The sequence below is a fragment of the Pseudomonas sp. P4_D7 genome, assembly GCF_056401755.1.
The window spans coordinates 1-17453 of record NZ_JBFUIR010000067.1; the positions used below are offsets into that span (position 1 = coordinate 1).

18 protein-coding genes are annotated in these 17453 nt (G+C 59.0%); 6 read left to right on the forward strand and 12 right to left on the reverse strand.

The features are described from left to right. Positions 1–48: 48 nt before the first annotated feature. From ilvC to AC1DVF_RS26565, 3 genes are read right to left on the reverse strand one after another with little or no spacing between them, the layout of a single operon-like run. Entirely contained in the window at positions 49–1065 is a 1017-nt protein-coding gene (gene ilvC, locus AC1DVF_RS26555; RefSeq protein WP_007909969.1) for a ketol-acid reductoisomerase, read from the reverse strand. A gap of 48 nt (positions 1066–1113) precedes the next feature. Next, positions 1114–1605: an acetolactate synthase small subunit gene (ilvN, locus tag AC1DVF_RS26560; RefSeq protein WP_003176102.1), complete on the reverse strand. Its 492-nt coding sequence runs from the start codon at positions 1603–1605 to the stop codon at positions 1114–1116. A gap of 2 nt (positions 1606–1607) precedes the next feature. Next, on the reverse strand, positions 1608–3332 hold the full coding sequence (locus AC1DVF_RS26565; protein WP_093434972.1) for an acetolactate synthase 3 large subunit: 1725 nt from the start codon (positions 3330–3332) through the stop codon (positions 1608–1610). Between the two features lie 399 nt (positions 3333–3731). Between AC1DVF_RS26565 and AC1DVF_RS26570 the strand changes: the two genes are divergently transcribed. Continuing rightward, positions 3732–4148 carry a DUF4124 domain-containing protein gene (locus AC1DVF_RS26570; RefSeq protein WP_477783415.1) on the forward strand — a complete coding sequence of 139 codons (417 nt, stop codon included), beginning with the start codon at positions 3732–3734 and terminating at the stop codon, positions 4146–4148. A gap of 105 nt (positions 4149–4253) precedes the next feature. On the opposite strand, the gene AC1DVF_RS26575 is transcribed toward AC1DVF_RS26570, so the two are convergent. The 3 genes from AC1DVF_RS26575 to mrcB are packed head-to-tail and all read right to left on the reverse strand — an operon-like array spanning position 4254 to position 7679. After that, on the reverse strand, positions 4254–4589 hold the full coding sequence (locus AC1DVF_RS26575; RefSeq protein ID WP_477783416.1) for a YqcC family protein: 336 nt from the start codon (positions 4587–4589) through the stop codon (positions 4254–4256). Continuing rightward, positions 4589–5338 (reverse strand): tetratricopeptide repeat protein, encoded by a 750-nt coding sequence (locus tag AC1DVF_RS26580; RefSeq protein WP_099757196.1) that lies wholly within the window; start codon positions 5336–5338, stop codon positions 4589–4591. Before AC1DVF_RS26580 ends, AC1DVF_RS26575 begins: the two co-directional genes overlap by 1 nt. Before the next feature lie 16 nt (positions 5339–5354). Continuing rightward, positions 5355–7679, reverse strand: coding sequence for a penicillin-binding protein 1B (gene mrcB / locus AC1DVF_RS26585; RefSeq protein WP_093434938.1), 2325 nt, complete (start codon positions 7677–7679; stop codon positions 5355–5357). A 118-nt stretch (positions 7680–7797) separates the two neighbouring features. Between mrcB and AC1DVF_RS26590 the strand changes: the two genes are divergently transcribed. The 4 genes from AC1DVF_RS26590 to AC1DVF_RS26605 all read left to right on the forward strand — a co-directional run bounded on the left by AC1DVF_RS26590 (position 7798) and on the right by AC1DVF_RS26605 (position 11165). Then, positions 7798–9354, forward strand: coding sequence for a bifunctional aminoglycoside phosphotransferase/ATP-binding protein (locus tag AC1DVF_RS26590; RefSeq protein ID WP_099757197.1), 1557 nt, complete (start codon positions 7798–7800; stop codon positions 9352–9354). A gap of 90 nt (positions 9355–9444) precedes the next feature. Beyond that, the gene (locus AC1DVF_RS26595; protein ID WP_007909940.1) at positions 9445–9789 is read left to right on the forward strand and encodes a pentapeptide repeat-containing protein; all 345 of its coding nucleotides are present in this window, start codon (positions 9445–9447) and stop codon (positions 9787–9789) included. Positions 9790–10075: 286 nt separating this feature from the next. Further along, complete coding sequence (locus tag AC1DVF_RS26600; RefSeq protein WP_003228231.1) at positions 10076–10348, forward strand: TfoX/Sxy family protein; 273 nt, start codon at positions 10076–10078, stop codon at positions 10346–10348. Positions 10349–10364: 16 nt separating this feature from the next. Next, positions 10365–11165 (forward strand): Crp/Fnr family transcriptional regulator, encoded by an 801-nt coding sequence (locus AC1DVF_RS26605; protein ID WP_477783423.1) that lies wholly within the window; start codon positions 10365–10367, stop codon positions 11163–11165. Between the two features lie 227 nt (positions 11166–11392). On the opposite strand, the gene AC1DVF_RS26610 is transcribed toward AC1DVF_RS26605, so the two are convergent. Genes AC1DVF_RS26610 through AC1DVF_RS26625 form a run of 4 tightly spaced genes read right to left on the reverse strand, consistent with a single transcriptional unit; the run spans position 11393 to position 14939 of the window. Further along, positions 11393–12244, reverse strand: coding sequence for a ChaN family lipoprotein (locus tag AC1DVF_RS26610; protein ID WP_477783417.1), 852 nt, complete (start codon positions 12242–12244; stop codon positions 11393–11395). 21 nt (positions 12245–12265) lie between these two features. Next, entirely contained in the window at positions 12266–13030 is a 765-nt protein-coding gene (locus AC1DVF_RS26615; protein ID WP_477783424.1) for a heme ABC transporter ATP-binding protein, read from the reverse strand. 2 nt (positions 13031–13032) lie between these two features. Continuing rightward, positions 13033–14070 (reverse strand): FecCD family ABC transporter permease, encoded by a 1038-nt coding sequence (locus AC1DVF_RS26620; RefSeq protein ID WP_460130182.1) that lies wholly within the window; start codon positions 14068–14070, stop codon positions 13033–13035. Then, positions 14067–14939: a heme/hemin ABC transporter substrate-binding protein gene (locus AC1DVF_RS26625; RefSeq protein ID WP_477783418.1), complete on the reverse strand. Its 873-nt coding sequence runs from the start codon at positions 14937–14939 to the stop codon at positions 14067–14069. Before AC1DVF_RS26625 ends, AC1DVF_RS26620 begins: the two co-directional genes overlap by 4 nt. Before the next feature lie 166 nt (positions 14940–15105). Here AC1DVF_RS26625 and AC1DVF_RS26630 point away from each other — a divergent pair, with 166 nt between their 5' ends. Next, entirely contained in the window at positions 15106–15423 is a 318-nt protein-coding gene (locus AC1DVF_RS26630; protein ID WP_186625135.1) for a Rieske (2Fe-2S) protein, read from the forward strand. On the opposite strand, the gene sfsA is transcribed toward AC1DVF_RS26630, so the two are convergent. Together sfsA and AC1DVF_RS26640 are read right to left on the reverse strand one after the other, a co-directional pair. Continuing rightward, positions 15420–16133: a DNA/RNA nuclease SfsA gene (sfsA, locus tag AC1DVF_RS26635; RefSeq protein ID WP_477783419.1), complete on the reverse strand. Its 714-nt coding sequence runs from the start codon at positions 16131–16133 to the stop codon at positions 15420–15422. The two genes, AC1DVF_RS26630 and sfsA, sit on opposite strands and share 4 nt — an antisense overlap. Further along, entirely contained in the window at positions 16133–17305 is a 1173-nt protein-coding gene (locus tag AC1DVF_RS26640) for a pyridoxal phosphate-dependent aminotransferase (RefSeq protein ID WP_477783420.1), read from the reverse strand. Before AC1DVF_RS26640 ends, sfsA begins: the two co-directional genes overlap by 1 nt. Positions 17306–17453: the final 148 nt, after the last annotated feature.

The window sequence follows — 17453 nt, forward strand, 5'->3', positions numbered from 1 at the left end:
CGAAAAAACGCGGCCGAGGCCGCGTTTTTTCATACAAGGGACAACGACTTAGTTTTTGGCTTTGTCGACGATCTTGTTGGCACCGATCCACGGCATCATGGAGCGCAGTTGCTCGCCGATGACTTCGATACCGTGAGCGGCGTTGTTACGACGCTTGGCGGTCATCGAAGGGTAGCCGGTTGCGCCTTCGCTGATGAACATTTTGGCGTATTCGCCGTCCTGAATACGTTTCAGGGCGTTGCGCATGGCCTGACGGGATTCGGCGTTGATCACTTCCGGACCGGTCACGTACTCGCCGTACTCAGCGTTGTTGGAGATCGAGTAGTTCATGTTGGCGATACCGCCTTCGTACATGAGGTCAACGATCAGTTTCAGTTCGTGCAGGCACTCGAAGTAGGCCATTTCCGGCGCGTAGCCAGCTTCAACCAGGGTTTCGAAACCGGCTTTTACCAGTTCAACGGTACCCCCGCACAGAACGGCTTGTTCGCCGAACAGGTCGGTTTCGGTCTCGTCCTTGAAGGTGGTTTCGATGATGCCGGTACGACCACCACCAACGCCAGCGGCGTAGGACAGCGCAACGTTTTTGGCGTTGCCCGAGGCGTCCTGGTAGATAGCGATCAGGTCAGGGATACCGCCGCCCTTCACGAACTCGGAACGTACGGTGTGACCCGGAGCTTTCGGCGCGATCATGATCACGTCGAGGTCGGCACGCGGAACAACCTGGTTGTAGTGGATCGCGAAGCCGTGGGAGAAGGCCAGGGTGGCGCCTTTCTTGATGTTCGGCTCGATTTCATTCTTGTACAGCGAGGACTGGAACTCGTCCGGGGTCAGGATCATGACCAGGTCGGCCGCAGCAACAGCGGAAGCAACGTCGGTCACTTTCAGGCCGTGAGCTTCAGCTTTGGCAACAGTGGCCGAACCTTTACGCAGACCAACGGTAACGTCGACACCGGAGTCTTTCAGGTTGCATGCTTGGGCGTGGCCCTGGGAACCGTAACCGATGATGGCAACTTTCTTGCCCTGGATGATCGACAGGTCGCAGTCTTTATCGTAGAAAACTTTCATGAATTTCCCCTTTATATCCAGGCCGTTCAGGCCATTCGCTAATTTGGTTTAGATGCTGAGTACTTTGTCGCCGCGGGCAATGCCGGTCACGCCGCTACGGACGGTTTCCAGAATCGATGCGGTGCCGATGGACTGAATGAAGCTGTCGAGCTTGTCGCTGGTACCGGTCAATTGAACGGTATACACGCTGGCGCTGACGTCGACGATCTGTCCACGGTAAATATCGGTGGTGCGTTTGATCTCGGCGCGCTGGGCGCCAGTGGCCTTGACCTTGACCAGCATCAGTTCGCGCTCGATGTGAGCGCTTTCCGAGAGGTCCACCAGCTTGACCACTTCGATCAGCTTGTTCAGGTTTTTGGTGATCTGCTCGATGACTTCATCGTGACCCACAGTGGTCAGCGTCAGACGCGACAGGGTCGGGTCTTCGGTCGGGGCCACAGTCAGGCTTTCGATGTTGTAGTTGCGCTGCGAGAACAGGCCGACTACGCGAGACAAAGCGCCGGGTTCGTTTTCCAGAAGCAAGGAAATAATGTGCCGCATGATTAAGTACGCTCCGTCTTGCTCAGCCACATATCGCGCATCGAGCCGTCTTTGATCTGCATCGGGTAGACGTGCTCGCTGGTGTCGACCGAAATATCGATCACGACCAGGCGATCCTTCATGGCGAACGCTTCTGCCATCTTCGACTTCAAATCTTTCGATTCGGTGATGCGTACGCCAACGTGACCGTAGGCTTCAGCCAGCTTGACGAAGTCAGGCAGCGATTCCATGTAGGAGTGCGAGTGACGGCTGCCGTAGCTCATGTCCTGCCACTGACGAACCATCCCCAGAACACCGTTGTTGAGGATGACGATTTTGACTGGCAAGCCATATTGCAGGCAGGTCGACAGTTCCTGGATGTTCATCTGGATACTGCCTTCGCCGGTGACGCAGGCAACGTCGTCATCCGGGAAGCTCAACTTGATGCCCATGGCCGCCGGGAAACCGAAGCCCATGGTGCCCAGACCACCGGAGTTGATCCAGCGATTCGGCTTGTTGAACGTGTAGTACTGCGCAGCGAACATCTGGTGCTGGCCCACGTCGGAAGTGATAAAGGCATCGCCCTTGGTCACTTCGCAGAGGGTTTCGATCACGGTCTGCGGCTTGATCAGGCTGCCGTCGCCCTTTTCGTAAGGGAACAGGCCGCGATCACCGCGCCATTCATCCACCTGCTTCCACCAACTGGCCACGGACTCCTTGTTCGGGGTCTCGCCGATTTCCTTGAGGATCGCGACCATTTCGGTCAGGACGCTCTCCACCGGGCCCACGATTGGCACGTCGGCCTTGATGGTCTTGGAAATCGAAGCCGGGTCGATGTCGATGTGAATGATCTTGGCGTTCGGGCAGAACTTCGCTGCGCCATTGATCACGCGATCGTCGAAGCGTGCACCGACAGCCAGGATCACGTCAGCATGGTGCATCGCCAGGTTGGCGGTGTAACTTCCGTGCATGCCGAGCATGCCGATGAACTGACGATCAGTCCCCGGGAAACCACCCAAGCCCATCAACGTGTTGGTCACGGGCAGGTTGAGCATTTTCGCCAGTTCGGTCAGCGGTGCGGAACCGTTGCCGAGAATTACGCCGCCACCGGAGTACATGACCGGACGCTTGGCCGCCAGAAGCATTTCTGCTGCCTTGCGGATTTGCCCGGAGTGACCACGAACGGCCGGGCTGTAGGAACGCAGCTTGGCTTTCTTCGGGAAGATGTATTCGAACTTCTCGGCCGGGTTGGTCATGTCTTTCGGGATATCGACCACGACCGGGCCCGGACGACCGGATTGCGCCAGGTAGAACGCCTTCTTCATGACTTCCGGGATTTCCGAGGCGTGCTTGATCATGAAGCTGTGCTTCACGATCGGCCGGGAGATACCGATCATGTCGGTTTCCTGGAACGCGTCGGTGCCGACCATGGTGCTTGGCACCTGACCGGAAATGATCACCATTGGAATCGAGTCCATATAGGCGGTCGCGATACCGGTGATGGCGTTTGTGGCGCCAGGACCGGACGTCACCAATACCACGCCGGCTTTACCGGTGGCACGGGCATAACCGTCAGCCATATGGGTTGCCGCTTGTTCGTGACGAACCAGGATGTGAGTCACTTCCGGTTCTTTGAACAGGGCATCGTAAACATGCAGGAGAGCACCACCCGGGTACCCGTAGATATATTTGACGCCTTCGTCACGCAAAAAGCGGACGAGCATCTCACCGCCAGATAAAAGCTCCACGTTGTTCACCTCTAAAACGCCAGAATACCGTCCACAAAAAAGGGGCGGGTCTTAATAGGTTTACTTCTCGGCAGAGCATGAGCGACGGTGGTCGCCGACTACGTCAGCACTGACTGAGCAAGTATTGGGATCGTCCCAAGTGTTGCGGGCCTTTCCCACCCAGCGCGAGGTAACGCGTTGCGGGTGTAACAGGTCGGCGCGGATGTGCGCCTCATGATCTACCGAGTGGGTCTGCTTCTGGCAGTCCCTCTACAGCGGACTTTGGATTCTTCTGTTTCGCCCTCTCCAAGTCAAGCCGTCTATGTGGTTAATTGTGGGTAAGCACATGAGAACGCAAGAAAAAACCTGAAAACCGCTACTCTGTTAGTGTCAATTGCGCATTTTTGCCAAGGAATCAGCATGCGAACGCTCCTCCTTACTCTGCTGATCGGCCTCAGCCCATGGTGCATGGCCGCTCAAATCTACAAATGGGTCGATGCCCAGGGTGTCACGCACTTCGATGCGCAGCCGCCACCGGGTCAGCCATCGACGACAATGCAGACGCCCTCCTCGCCTCCGACCACACCGGCGGCAATGCCGGGCAGCGGTGTACTCGGTGACCAGAAGACTATCGACAACAAAGTGAAGAAACAGGTGGCCGACCAACAGGYGCAGCTCAAGCAGTTTTGCGAGCAGGCACGCACAAACCTTGCGCAATTGCAGAACAATCCGCGTTTGAGGGAAGAAGTGGAGGGACAGATGCGACGGCTGGATGATGCGCAGCGTCAGGAACGCATTGTCGAGGCTCAGAAACAGATAGCCGAGAATTGCCAATAGCCATCTGCAGGACTGTAGGAGCTGTCGAGTGAAACGAGGCTGCGATCTTTTGACTTTAAAGATCAATAGATCGCAGCCTTCGGCAGTTCCTACACAGAATCGGTATTAGCGCGAGGCAGTGATCAAAAGGTCAAACTCTTTGAGCAACACCTGAAGCTGACGATCCTTGCCCTGCAAGTTGCGCTGGGCGAAGACCATTTCAGCCATTTCCTGAATCCCCGAGGCATTCGGCAACGGCTGGTCCTGCTCAAGGATATATTTCATCTTCGGCAGGAAGATCCATTGCAGCCATTGCTCGAAGTCGAGCGTATCGACCGAAAACGGCTCGACACTGCTCAACGCTTCCACCGACGGCTGAACCTCGTCCCACCAGCCTTGAGTGCGCAGTTCACGCTCGATCAGCAACAGCTGATCGGCGATTTTCGGGAAACGAGCATCCATTACAGCGAAACCTTGGCCTTCTGACGGGCCTGAGCGGCACCGGCGGAATCGCCTTGTTTCTCACGGGACTGAGCGATGATTTCCCACAGGTTGGCTTGCAGGTCCGGACGACCGTTGGCCATGGTCAGCGCGCGACGAGCGAATTGCTCCGCTTGTGGCGCATCACCTTGGGCCATGCGCACCTGCGCCAAGCGATAAAGCACTTGCGGCTCACGCGGGGCAACACGCTGAGCACGCTCCAGACTGGAGGACGCACCGTTGAGGTCACCGCCGGCCTGTTGCTGTTGAGCTGTCGTCAGCAAGGCGAGTACCGGGCCGTCCAGTTGCTCATCCGCCGACAGGCCACCGCCGCTGCTAGCCGAGGGAATACCGCTCGGTGTCGACGGCATGCTGTAGCTGCCCGTGTTGACCGGCGCAGAATCAATCGCTGAAGGGTTGTACGGGCCTGCCGTGATACCACCGGACGCAGGGCCCGGCACAATCGGCGAAGAGCTGATCGGCGCGGACGTTGTCGCGCCGCCACCCGGCACCATCACCACCACGCCGGTATCGCCTTGCGGAATCGCTTGAGTCTGCGCTTGCGCAGGACGCTTTACGGTGGTTTGACGAAAGCCGCCATTGGCCGAAATACGTTCGCTGTTGGACACCGCAGTACCGGAGTCAACAACCGGAATCGAACCACGCTGTACGGTAGAGCAGCCGCTGAGCAAAGCCACGGCGGTCACCGCTGGAATCAACCACTTGTTCACTTGAAACCCTCTTTGCTTAATTCATCCAGCCCTTGACCCAATCCATCACCGACTCGCCGGAGGCAGGCGTTTCGCCCGCACACGCGGCGCCGGGTGGCGGTTCGCTGCCGCGAATATACGGCATCTGCACCGCCCCCGGACAGTTGGCATCGGAGCCCTGCCCGGTACGCGAATCGACCCAAGCCTGTACGACATTGTCCGGCTGCGGCATGTCCAGCGGTAGCGGATCGGCCTTGCGCATGAAACTGGTCCAGACCTGCAACGCACCGGTGGCCCCGGTGAACGGCGTCTTGCCGTTGTCATCGCGCCCCAGCCAGACCACCGCCAGCAGATCCTGACTGAAACCGGCGAACCAGCTGTCACGGGAATCGTTACTGGTACCGGTCTTGCCCGCCAGCGTCAAAGTCTTCGGCAACACGTTATAAACCGAGCTGCCGGTACCTTCACGCATCACGCGCTGCATGGCGTTCTGGATCAGATAGATGGACGCCGGATCGAAGCGCTGCTCGATCTGGAACGGATAACGCTTGAGCGGTTCGCCCTCGGCGGTCAGCACACTGCGAATACCGCGCATCGGCGTATTGAAACCACCGTTGGCCAGCGTCTGGTACATGGTCGCGACTTCGATCGGGGTCATGCCACCGGCACCGAGCAACATCGACGGGAATGCAGGAAATTCGCGCGTCACACCCAGACGACCCAAGGTCTTGAGCACATTCGGCACACCAACTTCCAGACCTAGACGCGAAGTCGAAAGGTTGTAGGAATGCGCGAGCCCCTGATAAAGGAACACGGTGCCGTGGGAGCGACGGTCGTAGTTCTGCGGTTTCCACACCTGACCGTTCGCGCCTTTGACCGACAACGGGTCGTCCGACAGCCAACTGGTCAGGGTGTACTGGCTCGGTTTTTCCAGCGCAGTCAGATAAACCGCAGGCTTGATCAACGAGCCGATCGGTCGCACGGCATCCAGTGCGCGGTTGAACCCGGCATAACTGGCCTGACGGCTGCCGATCATCGCCTGGACTTCACCGGTTTCCGGATTGGTCACGACCATCGCCGCTTCCACGTCATCAGAGCCTTTGCGCCCGGACAGACGTTTAAAGGTGTCGTTGACCGACGCCTCGGCTTTCATCTGCAGGATCGGGTCGAAGCTGGTGAAGATGCGCAGGCCTTCTTCGGTCAAGTCTTCGTCGCGATAGTCTTCACGCAACTGACGTTTGACCAGATCGATGAAGCCCGGGAACGAACTGTCGGCCAGTTTGCCACGAGTGGTCACGCCCAACGGCATGCTCTTCGCTGCGGCCACTTGCTCGGCCGTCGCCACGCCTTGCTGCTCAAGCACGTCGAGCACCAGGTTGCGCCGCTCCAGCGCACGCTCCGGGTTGCGACGCGGGTTGTAGTAAGACGGGCCTTTGACCATGCCGACCAGCAACGCCACCTGATGCAGTTTCAGCTCGGACAACGGCTGACCGAAGAAGAACTGACTGGCCAGACCGAAACCGTGGACCGCACGTTGACCGTCCTGGCCGACAAAGACTTCGTTGAGGTAGGCCTCAAGGATTTCCTTTTTGTCGTAATGCAGCTCCAGCAGCATCGCCATCATCGCTTCGGTGAGTTTGCGGGTCAGGCTGCGTTCGTTGGTCAGGTAGAAGTTTTTCACCAACTGCTGGGTCAGCGTACTGCCGCCCTGCGTCATCTTGCCGCCCGAGGTGTTGACCCAGATAGCGCGGGCAATCGACTTCGGCGACACGCCCCAGTGGCTGTAGTAATCGCGGTCTTCGACAGCGACCAGAGTTTCAAGCAGGTACGGCGGCACCTGATCGAGTTTGATCAGAATGCGGTCTTCGAGATTTTTCGGATAAATACCACCGATCATCAGCGGTTCGAGGCGCACCACAGACAATTTCGATCCGTTGGTCGCTGACAGCTCAGCCACATAATCGCCAGAGAAACGCACGCGCACCGGCTGCGGCTTTTCCAGACCTTCATAGAACTGGAAGCCACGGGTATTCAGATCGACGGTGTTGCCGCTAACGGCTGCCGCGCCGGGACCATTGCTCACGGCTTCGCGGCGATAACCGAGGGCATCGAGTTCGGTAAGGAAGTCGTCCTTGCTGAGCTTTTGTCCGACGAACAGCTCGAGCGGCCGCGCGTAAACCTTGGCCGGGATGGTCCAGCGCTTGCCGGAGAACTTCTCCTGCACCACGGCATCGAGGTAAACGGCGAAGCCAGCCAGCACGACAAGGCCGACCAGACTGAGTTTAATGGCCCAGCTCAACCATGGGCTAAGGCCCTTGGAGGGTGGTTTTTTCTTGGTACGGGGGGATCGAGTTCGAGTCATGGCGGCGGATTATACGCACTTTATTCATCCTCAACAGGAGCGCTCCGAGGTTTGCGTCGGGCTGGCGAGCGGCCATAATGGCGGCCTCGAATTTCCCCCAGTCTCTGAAGGATCGCCCGTGAGCCAGTCTCTGATCGCTGCCCTGCAAAACCCGGCCCTCTACCCGCACCCTGTCGAAGGGTTTCAGGTCATCGAAACCCATATCTCGTGGGTGATCCTCACCGGTCCCTTCGCTTATAAAGTGAAGAAGCCGGTTAATTTCGGCTTCCTCGACTTCACTGGCCTCGAATCGCGCGCGCATTTCTGTGCGGAAGAGCTGCGTTTGAACCAGCGCCTGACCGATGATTTGTATCTGGAAGTGTTGCCAGTCACCGGCAGCCTTGAAGCACCGCAACTGGGCGGCGACGGTCCGGCCATCGAATACGTACTGAAAATGCGTCAATTCCCGCAGAGCGGTTTGCTCAGCACCTTGCAAGCCAACGGTGAGCTGACGACTCGGCACATCGACGAGATGGCCGAGCAGATCGCCCGCTTCCACCTCACCGCGCCAAAGGTCCCGGCCGAACACGACGCCGGCACCCCGGACAGCGTGATGGCGCCGGTCTCGCAAAACTTCGAACAGATCCTGCCGTTTCTCAGCGACAAAAACGATCTGCTGCAACTCGAGGCACTGAAAGCCTGGGCCGAAAGCAGCTTCGAACGTCTCAAGCCACTGTTCGCTCAGCGCAAGACCGAGGGTTTCACCCGTGAATGCCACGGCGATATCCACTTGGGCAACGCCACGGTCATCGACGGCAAAGTGGTGATCTTCGACTGCATCGAGTTCAACGAACCGTTCCGCTTCACTGACGTCTGGGCCGACACCGGTTTCCTCGCGATGGACCTGGAAGACCGTGGTCTGAAATCCCTGGCGCGCCGCTTCATCAGCCAGTATCTGGAGCTGACTGGCGACTATCAGGGCCTGGAAGTGCTGAACTTCTATAAAGCCTACCGTGCACTGGTGCGTGCCAAGGTTGCCCTGTTCAGCATGCCGGCTGACGCGACCCCGGTGCAGCGCGCCACCACCCTGCGCCAGTACCGCAACTACGCCAACCTGGCGGAAAGCTACAGCACCATTCCATCGCGCTTCATGGCAATCACCCACGGTGTTTCCGCTGTCGGCAAGAGCCACGTGGCCATGCGTCTGGTCGAAGCGCTGGGTGCCATCCGTCTGCGTTCGGACGTAGAACGCAAGCGCCTGTTCGGTGAACAAACTGTTGCTAATGATGTGCAGGCCGGCATTTACAGTGCCGACGCCAGCGCCGCCACTTACGCGCGTCTGCATGAAATCGCTGAAGTAATCCTGCACGCCGGTTTCCCGGTGGTGATCGACGCGACTTACCTGAAGCGCGAACAACGCGACAACGCGGCAAAAATTGCCGAAGCCACCGGCACGCCATTCCTGATCCTCGATTGCAACGCGCCACAAGCGGTGATCGAGAGCTGGCTGGCGATTCGTCAGGCCGACCAAAAGGATCCGTCCGACGCCACCCTGGCGGTGATCGAAGCGCAGCAGGCCAATCGCGAAGCGCTGACGCCGGAAGAAATCCTGCGCAGCAAACGCGTACAGACCAATGAATCCGGCACGCTGGACACCGTGGTCGCGCAGATTCGTCAACGCCTGCCAGGCCTGTAAAAAACTATTTCGGCCGTGAAGCCCACGCTTGCTTCACGGCCGCCAAATAGTGGCACTATACTGGCGTCATAAAACCAACGGTGATATGACATGAGCCAGCCGAAACTTCTCGACACCCCGCTATATGCCTTGCTGCACAAAGACGACATCACAGGTTTCAACAAAGAGCGCCCACAAGATGGCCCGATCGACATGGTCGGCGGCGATTTCCGTGGTCTTGATTTGCGCGAACTGAATGCCGATGGCGTGGATTTCAGGGACGCGTATTTCCGTTCTGCCGATCTGCGAGGCATCGATTTCCGCAATGCGTCGCTGGAAGGCGCGAGCCTGGCTCACGCGCAGATTTCCGGGGCTTACTTCCCGCCGGAACTGAGCGCTGACGAGATTCTGATGTCGATGAATTTCGGTACGCGCCTGCGCTATCGCACCCGCTGATAGTCGCCTCCCCTCTGACACGACGCCCACCCTGTAGGCGTGAKCCTGCTCGCGATAGCGGTCTAACATTAAACACATGTGTGCCTGCCAGTCCGCTATCGCGAGCAGGCTCACGCCTACATTGATATGTGTTTTTTCCCCTTCTTTCTGCGTTCGCAGGCCGTTCAAGCGCCCTTTCTTAGAAGCGTTTGCGTTGAATCCGACCAAACAATCACGCTTTTCCTACTGATGGCTACACTCCTGAGAAGCTCGCCCACGCACCATTCGGCCGTCGCAAGGAGGCTTGATGAATGATGAACTGCAACACCTGAAGAATCTTGGCAAGACGTCGGCGCAATGGCTGCATGCCGTGGGCATCCACAGCGCCTCGGACTTGCGTCGCCTGGGCGCGGTGGACGCCTACCGGGCCGTGCGTACCCGCGGGTTTCGCGCATCGAAGGTGTTGTTGTATGCGATCGAAGGCGCGCTGATGGATGTGCACTGGAACGACATCCCTGCCGAACGCAAGGACGCCCTCAACAAGCAACTCGAAGCCATTTCCTCGCGCCACAAGAACTGAACGGGCATTGACCGTCATGTATTTACTGGGGGAACAATCGGCCTGCGCCGATGCCTTGATCAACCGTTTGCAGAGCTTGCCCGCACTGTGGCTGCGCGATTTGGCGCCTTGCGGTCCAATGCTGGAACTGGAGGCGGCGGATGATTTGCTGACGCAGTTACCCGCCGATCAGCTATTCATGCTAAATGAAGGGATGATCAACGGCTGTATCGGCGCCCGTCCGCTGTTTTATTGGCAGGACGGCGATTTGATCGGCCTTCAGCAAGGTGAGGACTGGGCTGATTGCCGTTTGTGCAGTGACGGGGCGTTGCGCTTGACGCCCTATTGGCGCCGTGAGGTTTTCCAGCATGTGTATGCCGACGCTCATCGGACAGACCAGTTTCTAGAGTATCTGCTGGGGCAGATGGCGATGCTCGCCCATGCCGTCGCGGAACTGAAACCGCGCGAGTTTCGCAGCACCAATGGCTTCAAACGGGTCGAGGCGGGTGAAATCCTCATCAACCAAGGGGACGCGGCTGATCACGTGTTCGTGATCATCGACGGACATGCCGAAGCGTTTGTCGACGGGCATAAGGTGGGAGATGTGGCCAAAGACGAGATTTTCGGTGCCATGGCCGTGTTTACTGGCGAGCCACGCAACGCCACGGTGATCGCACGAGAACCGAGCACGGTGATGCTGATTCCCGGTGATCATTTTTTGAGCATGACCCGCACCAATCCAAAGATCGCCCACAGCCTGATCGAGAGCATGGCACGGCGGATCGGCCAGTTGAATCGGCAGATCACGCAAATGACACCGACTGAAGGTCAATGCTAAAAGTCTTTGTTTGCGGGGCGTACCGACCATTTTCAAGACGATTTCAAAGAAACGGAAAAACAGTTGTTGACTCGGTAATGAGAATCGCTATGATTATCACAACTGGTCGCGAGATCAGTCGATATTCTGAAAAGCCCTTGGTTCGGACTCTCAGATTATCTCCTCATCAGGCTAATCACGGTTATTTGACCCGGTTTTTACCGGGTCTTTTTTTGCCTGTGGAAAAGTCATTTGCCGAACTGTTTACGCATCTGCTCGCAGTAATCCTGCTTTGGCGTTGCCGGCGTGTACCAAACGTAGTCGGCCATCGCGGCGGTCACTTCGGCGCCCTGCTCTGCCAGCATCAACACGGTGGGTGCCTGGGCGGCGCCCAGATCCACAACATGCAACGGCACGCCGACGTCCTTGCGCGCATGCCACGCACCGGCCAGCAGGACTGAAGGTGAAGGAGCCGCCAGCAGACGTTCGGCCATACGCCGATCACGTTGTTGCTGAACGGCGAGCATCGCCGGCATCTGTGATTCGGGCAGCAGGCCACAGTGGGAATCGCTGATCTGCTCCAGCAAAACGGCTTTCACGGATTCCGTATTGCTGCGCGTCCCCTTTAACACCGGCGGATCACGATAGAAGGCGCGGATTTCAGCGCTATCCAGATTCGCCGCCAGCAGTGGATACGGCTGAGTCAGCGCGAAGCGGACAATGGGTCCATAGAGATTCCAGTCCCAGCCGTCCTCCCAGGCCAATGCACCCGGCAGGTCAGCGGGCGGCGTTTTCGCCTGGCGCACTTGATCAACGCGAGGCTGCTGATCCGGCGTGAGCATTTCCAATAGCAGACTGCCCTGCGGCCGCTGCTCACCGAGCGAGCGCAACAGCCACAATTGCGCAGCGTGTTGATCGGCGTTGTCATGCTGCTCACCAATGATCAGCCGCTCAGGCTCGGCAAGACCCGTCAGCAACTGCTGTGCCGTCAGCACCTGACCGCTGTGCAGGTCGCGAATCTCGCCATTGATCGGCGGTGGCGCCGCAACATGCTGACACCCCGCAAGTAACATCACCGCCAACAACCACAACCCACGCATGCCATCACCTCAAGGATCCTGTCAGCGGGCGATGATCAGCGGATGCCCGCGCTCCGGGTGCGGCTGCACCAACACTTCGAGACCGAATACGGCCTGAAGCGTGTCCGGACGCAAAACCTGCTGCGGTGTATCCAGCGCCACCGGACGCCCACCCTCCAGCAGCAGAATGCGATCACAATAACGCGCCGCCAGATTCAGATCATGCAGGATCACCAACACCGCCGCGCCACGATCAGCAAACTCGCGTACGGCCTGCAGTGTCGTGTGTTGATGCAGCGGATCGAGCATTGACGTTGGTTCATCCAGCAGCAGCGTCTGTCCGGCCTGCCCCGGCCAAAGCTGCGCGAGCACCCGCGCCAGATGCACACGCTGACGCTCACCCCCGGACAACGCCAGATAACTGCGACCGCTCAAGTGCCCGGCATCCGCTGCCGTCAATGCCTGTGCGATGATTTCGGCATCCCGCACCCGCCCGCTTTGCCAAGGCAAGCGGCCCATGCCGACCACTTCCTCAACGCGAAAAGCAAAATCCAGAGTCGACACCTGAGGCAACACCGCCAGTCGTTGCGCGCGCTGCGGGCCAGTCCAGTGACTCAACGCTTGCCCGTCGAGCGAAACCCCGCCCGCGCTCGCTGCCAGCTCACCGCACAAGGCACCGAGTAACGTACTTTTGCCAGCACCGTTCGGCCCAAGCACACCGAGCACTTGACCCGGTTCGAGCTGCAACGAGACATCGCTGAGCACAGCCTTGCGACCACGCTGGATGTGCAGATTCTGCGCACGCAACATCAGGCACGCCCTCGCAGCAGCAAATAGAGGAAGAACGGCGCACCGATAAACGCGGTGACGATGCCGATCGGCAACTCTGCCGGTGCCAGCGCCAGCCGCGCGACCAGATCAGCCAACAGCAACAGGCTCGCCCCCGCCAGCACCGAGGCCGGCAGCAACACTTTGTGATCCGGCCCCGCCAGTAAGCGCACCAGATGCGGCACCACCAGCCCGACAAAACCGATCATCCCGGCGGCCGCCACTGCTGCGCCAACCCCGAGCGCCGTGCAAAACACCAATTCACGCTTGAGCCGCTCGACATCAATGCCCAAATGACCAGCCTCGGATTCCCCGAGCAGCAAGGCATTCAGCGCTTTGGCGCGACGCGGCAACCACAACGCCACGCCGGCGCTGATGATCAGCAATGGCCACAACCGCGCGTAACTGGCGCCGTTGAGACTGCCGAGGTTCCAGAACGTCAGCGTACGCAAGGTCGCGTCATCCGCCAGATAAGTGAACAGCCCCACCGCCGAACCGGCCAGCGCCGTCAGTGCGATGCCCGCCAGCAACATGGTAGCGACGTTGGTCTGGCCATTACGGCGACCCAGTCGATACACCAGCGCCGTCACGCCGAGGCCGCCGAGAAACGCGCAGACCGACAGCAGATACGGCCCGATCCATTCCGGCAGGCCGCCAAAAAAAGCACCGCCGACAATCGCGATCGCTGCGCCCAATGCCGCTCCGCTGGAAACACCGACCAGTCCCGGATCGGCCAGCGGGTTACGAAACAAGCCCTGCATCGCCACGCCAGACAACGCCAGCACACCGCCCACTGCAAGTCCCAGCAGCGTTCGCGGCAGACGAATCTGCCCAAGGATCAGTTCAGCCTGCTCCAGCCCGTCCGGTGCCAACGGCACACCAAGCATGCGTAACGCGGCACGCAACGTGTCGAACAGCGGCAGACTGACGGGCCCGAGTGCCAACGATAGCCAGATCGCCAATAAACACAGGAGCGTCAGGCCAATGAACAAGTCACGGGGTTTTACCAGTGTGGTCATTGGCCGCTCTTGGCCGGATAGAAACCGTCAGTCAGGGTTTTCAGCGCCGCTGGCAAACGCGGCCCGAGCCCACCGACCAGCAGGGTCGGATCCAGCTCCAGCACACGCCCGGTCTTCGCGGCGCGACTTGAATTGAGAATCGGGTTTTCCTTGAACAGCGCCGCTTTCGCCGCCTCACCGGTCAATGCACGGTCGGCGACCACCAGCACTTCAGGATCGAGACTGGCAAGGGATTCCACGGAAAACGGCTTGTAACCCGTGTGCGTCGCCAGGTTATGTCCGCCCGCCTGTTGCAGCAACCAGTCGGCGGCGGTGTCCTTGCCAGCAATCAATGGCTTGCCACCGGCATGTCCAAGCAACAGCAACACACCCGGTGCTTTTTGTTTGGTCTGCACTTCAGTAACCCGGGCCTTCTGCGCATCGAGTTGCTGTTGATAACTGTGCAGCATTTGCGCGGCCTGAGCCTGTGCGCCGAGCAATTGGCCCAAATGAGTAACGTTTTTCTCCAGCGTTGGCAGATCTGGCTGAGCCGAAAACAACGCCACCTGAACCTTGGCCGCTTTTACCTGCGACAGTACCGGTGGCGGGCCCATTTCTTCGGTGCCGATCAGGATATCCGGGCGCAAACTGAGAATGCCCTCAGCGGACAGACTGCGCTGATAACCAATACTCGGTAGCGCCTTCAACGAATCCGGATGCTGGCTGGTGGTATCGACGCCAACCAGTTTCGACTCGCCGCCCAATGCCGTTACCCACTCCGACAGCGCACCGCCGGCGCTGACCCAACGTTGCGGCAAATCGGCCGCTGCAGCCTGGTGGCTGACCAAAAGTCCGACACACAGCACGGCAACGCGGGTACTCAGGCGCATACACAGCTTCCTTGAATAAGGTTTTTTCCCGGGCATCCGGATGGCAGGCCAAGTATCCTCGACATCTGCCAGATGCCTGCGGGTGAAGGCCGCCATTTGATAATTGTTTGCATTTAAACGTCAAGCTCGGACATATCCAGACACGAGCGGACACTAGAGGATAGCCATGAAGCTTCTCTGCGCAGGCGCCGATCTGGCCGAAGCGAAAAGTCGTGGTTTCGAGATCGACGGAAAAAAGCTGTTTGCCGTGCGTCGCAATGGTCAGGCCTATGTCTACCTCAATCGCTGCCCGCACCGGGGCGTGGGTCTGGAATGGCAACCCGACCGGTTTCTCGACCCGAGCAACAGCCTGATCCAGTGCGCCACCCACGGCGCACTGTTTCTGATCGAGGACGGTGAATGCGTCGCCGGCCCCTGCGCCGGGCAAACACTCACCGCCATTTCTTGCCGGGAAGATGCGCAAGGGCTGTGGATCGATGTTTAACCGTTAAGCAGCACGTCGAGACGCCGGTCGATGACCATCTCTTCATGGTCCAGCCGCACGCCATACGCCAGCACCTCAACGCCACAAGCCACCGCTTCGAGAAGGGCATCGGCGTAGGCCGAATCGATTTCCTTCGCCGGCCGCACCGCGTCAATCCCGGTCAGATTGACGCAATACAACTGCACCGCCCGAATGCCGTCCCGCGCCAGATGCGCCAATTCACGCAAATGCTTGGCGCCGCGCTGGGTCACCGCATCGGGAAACGCCGCCACGGCGGTGCCGTCGAAACCGAGGGTGACGCTTTTCACCTCTACATACGCCGGGCCACAGGGGTATTCGAGACGGAAGTCGATACGGCTCTTTTCCTGCCCGTACGCGACTTCACGTTTCAATGCGGTAAAGCCGTTCAACTCGCTGATGACGCCGGCCTGCAACGCCTCCTCGACCAAACCGTTGGCCCGTGCGGTATTCACGCAAAACAACCGACCCTGCGGGGTTTCGCCAATTTCCCAAGTACCGGGCAATTTACGCTTGGGGTCATTTGAGCGGCTGAACCAGACCTGCCCGCCTTCGACCTGACAGTTGAGCATCGAACCAGTGTTGGGGCAGTGAATGGTCAGCAACTCGCCGTCAACGGTTTCGATATCGGCGAGAAAACGCTTGTAACGACGGATCAGTCGCGCCTCTTCCAGAGCAGGATAAAAGCGCATCAGCCTTGCCAGCTCTTCAAACCACGGGCAATACGCTCCACCGCTTCCTGTAAGCGAGGGAGGTTTTGCGTGTAGGCAAAACGCACATGGTGGCTGGCCTGATAGCGACCGAAATCCAGACCCGGGGTGAACGCTACATGTTCGGTTTCGAGAAAATGTCGGCAGAACGCGAAGGCATCGCCGCCGAACTGGCTGATATCGGCGTAAAGATAGAACGCGCCTTCCGGCTCCACGGCGATGTTGAAACCCAACTCGCGCAACGCTGGCAGGAGGAAATCACGGCGGCGACCAAATTCGGTTCGGCGCTCTTCCAGAATGGCGATGGTGTCCGGTTCGAAACAGGCCAACGCCGCATATTGGGCCATGCTCGGCGCGCTGATGTAGAGGTTCTGCGCCAGTTTTTCCAGCTCGCTGACGGCAGCATCCGGCGCCACCAGCCAGCCGAGACGCCAGCCGGTCATGCCGAAATATTTGGAGAAACTGTTCAACACAAAAGCGCTGTCATCGACTTCCAGCACGCTCGCCGCATCGGTGCCGTAAGTCAGACCGTGATAGATCTCGTCCACCACCAGATGCCCGTGTTTCGCCTTGATGGCTGTGGATAACCCGGCCAGCTCATCGCGGGTCAGGATCGTCCCGGTCGGGTTGGCCGGCGAAGCGACCAATGCACCGACGCTGTCGTGATCCCAATGACGCTCGACCAGATCCGGAGTCAACTGATAGCGCACGTCCGGCCCTACAGGAACAAGCTGCGCGGCACCTTCCACCAGGCGCAGAAAATGCCGGTTACACGGATAACCCGGATCCGCCAGCAGCCAGTGTTTCCCCGGATCGACCAGTAATGCACTGGCCAGCAACAGCGCACCGGAACCGCCCGGCGTGATCAGAATCCGCCGTGGATCGATGTTCAAGCCGTAGTGCGATTGATAAAAACCGGAAATCGCCTCGCGCAATTCAGGAATGCCGCGCGCAGCGGTGTAACGGGTCTTGCCCGCCGTTAAAGCGGCCTGCCCGGCACGGATGATCGGCTCGGCAGTAGTGAAGTCCGGCTCGCCGATTTCCAGGTGGATCACGTCGTGGCCTTCAGCCTGTAATTCATTGGCCCGCGCCAGCAGCGCCATCACATGGAACGGTTCGATCGCACGACTGCGCGCACTGTAGGGCTGAGCCATTGGTTTTCCTTCGGCAGGGAAAAAGAGACGATTCTACCCATCTGCCGGAACGAGCGAGAACCCGCAGCGGTCACAGCCTCAAGAACGCTGGACTGTAACGATATGAGCGTACGCTCCAGGATTGACTAAAATCAGTGATTGAACAGGT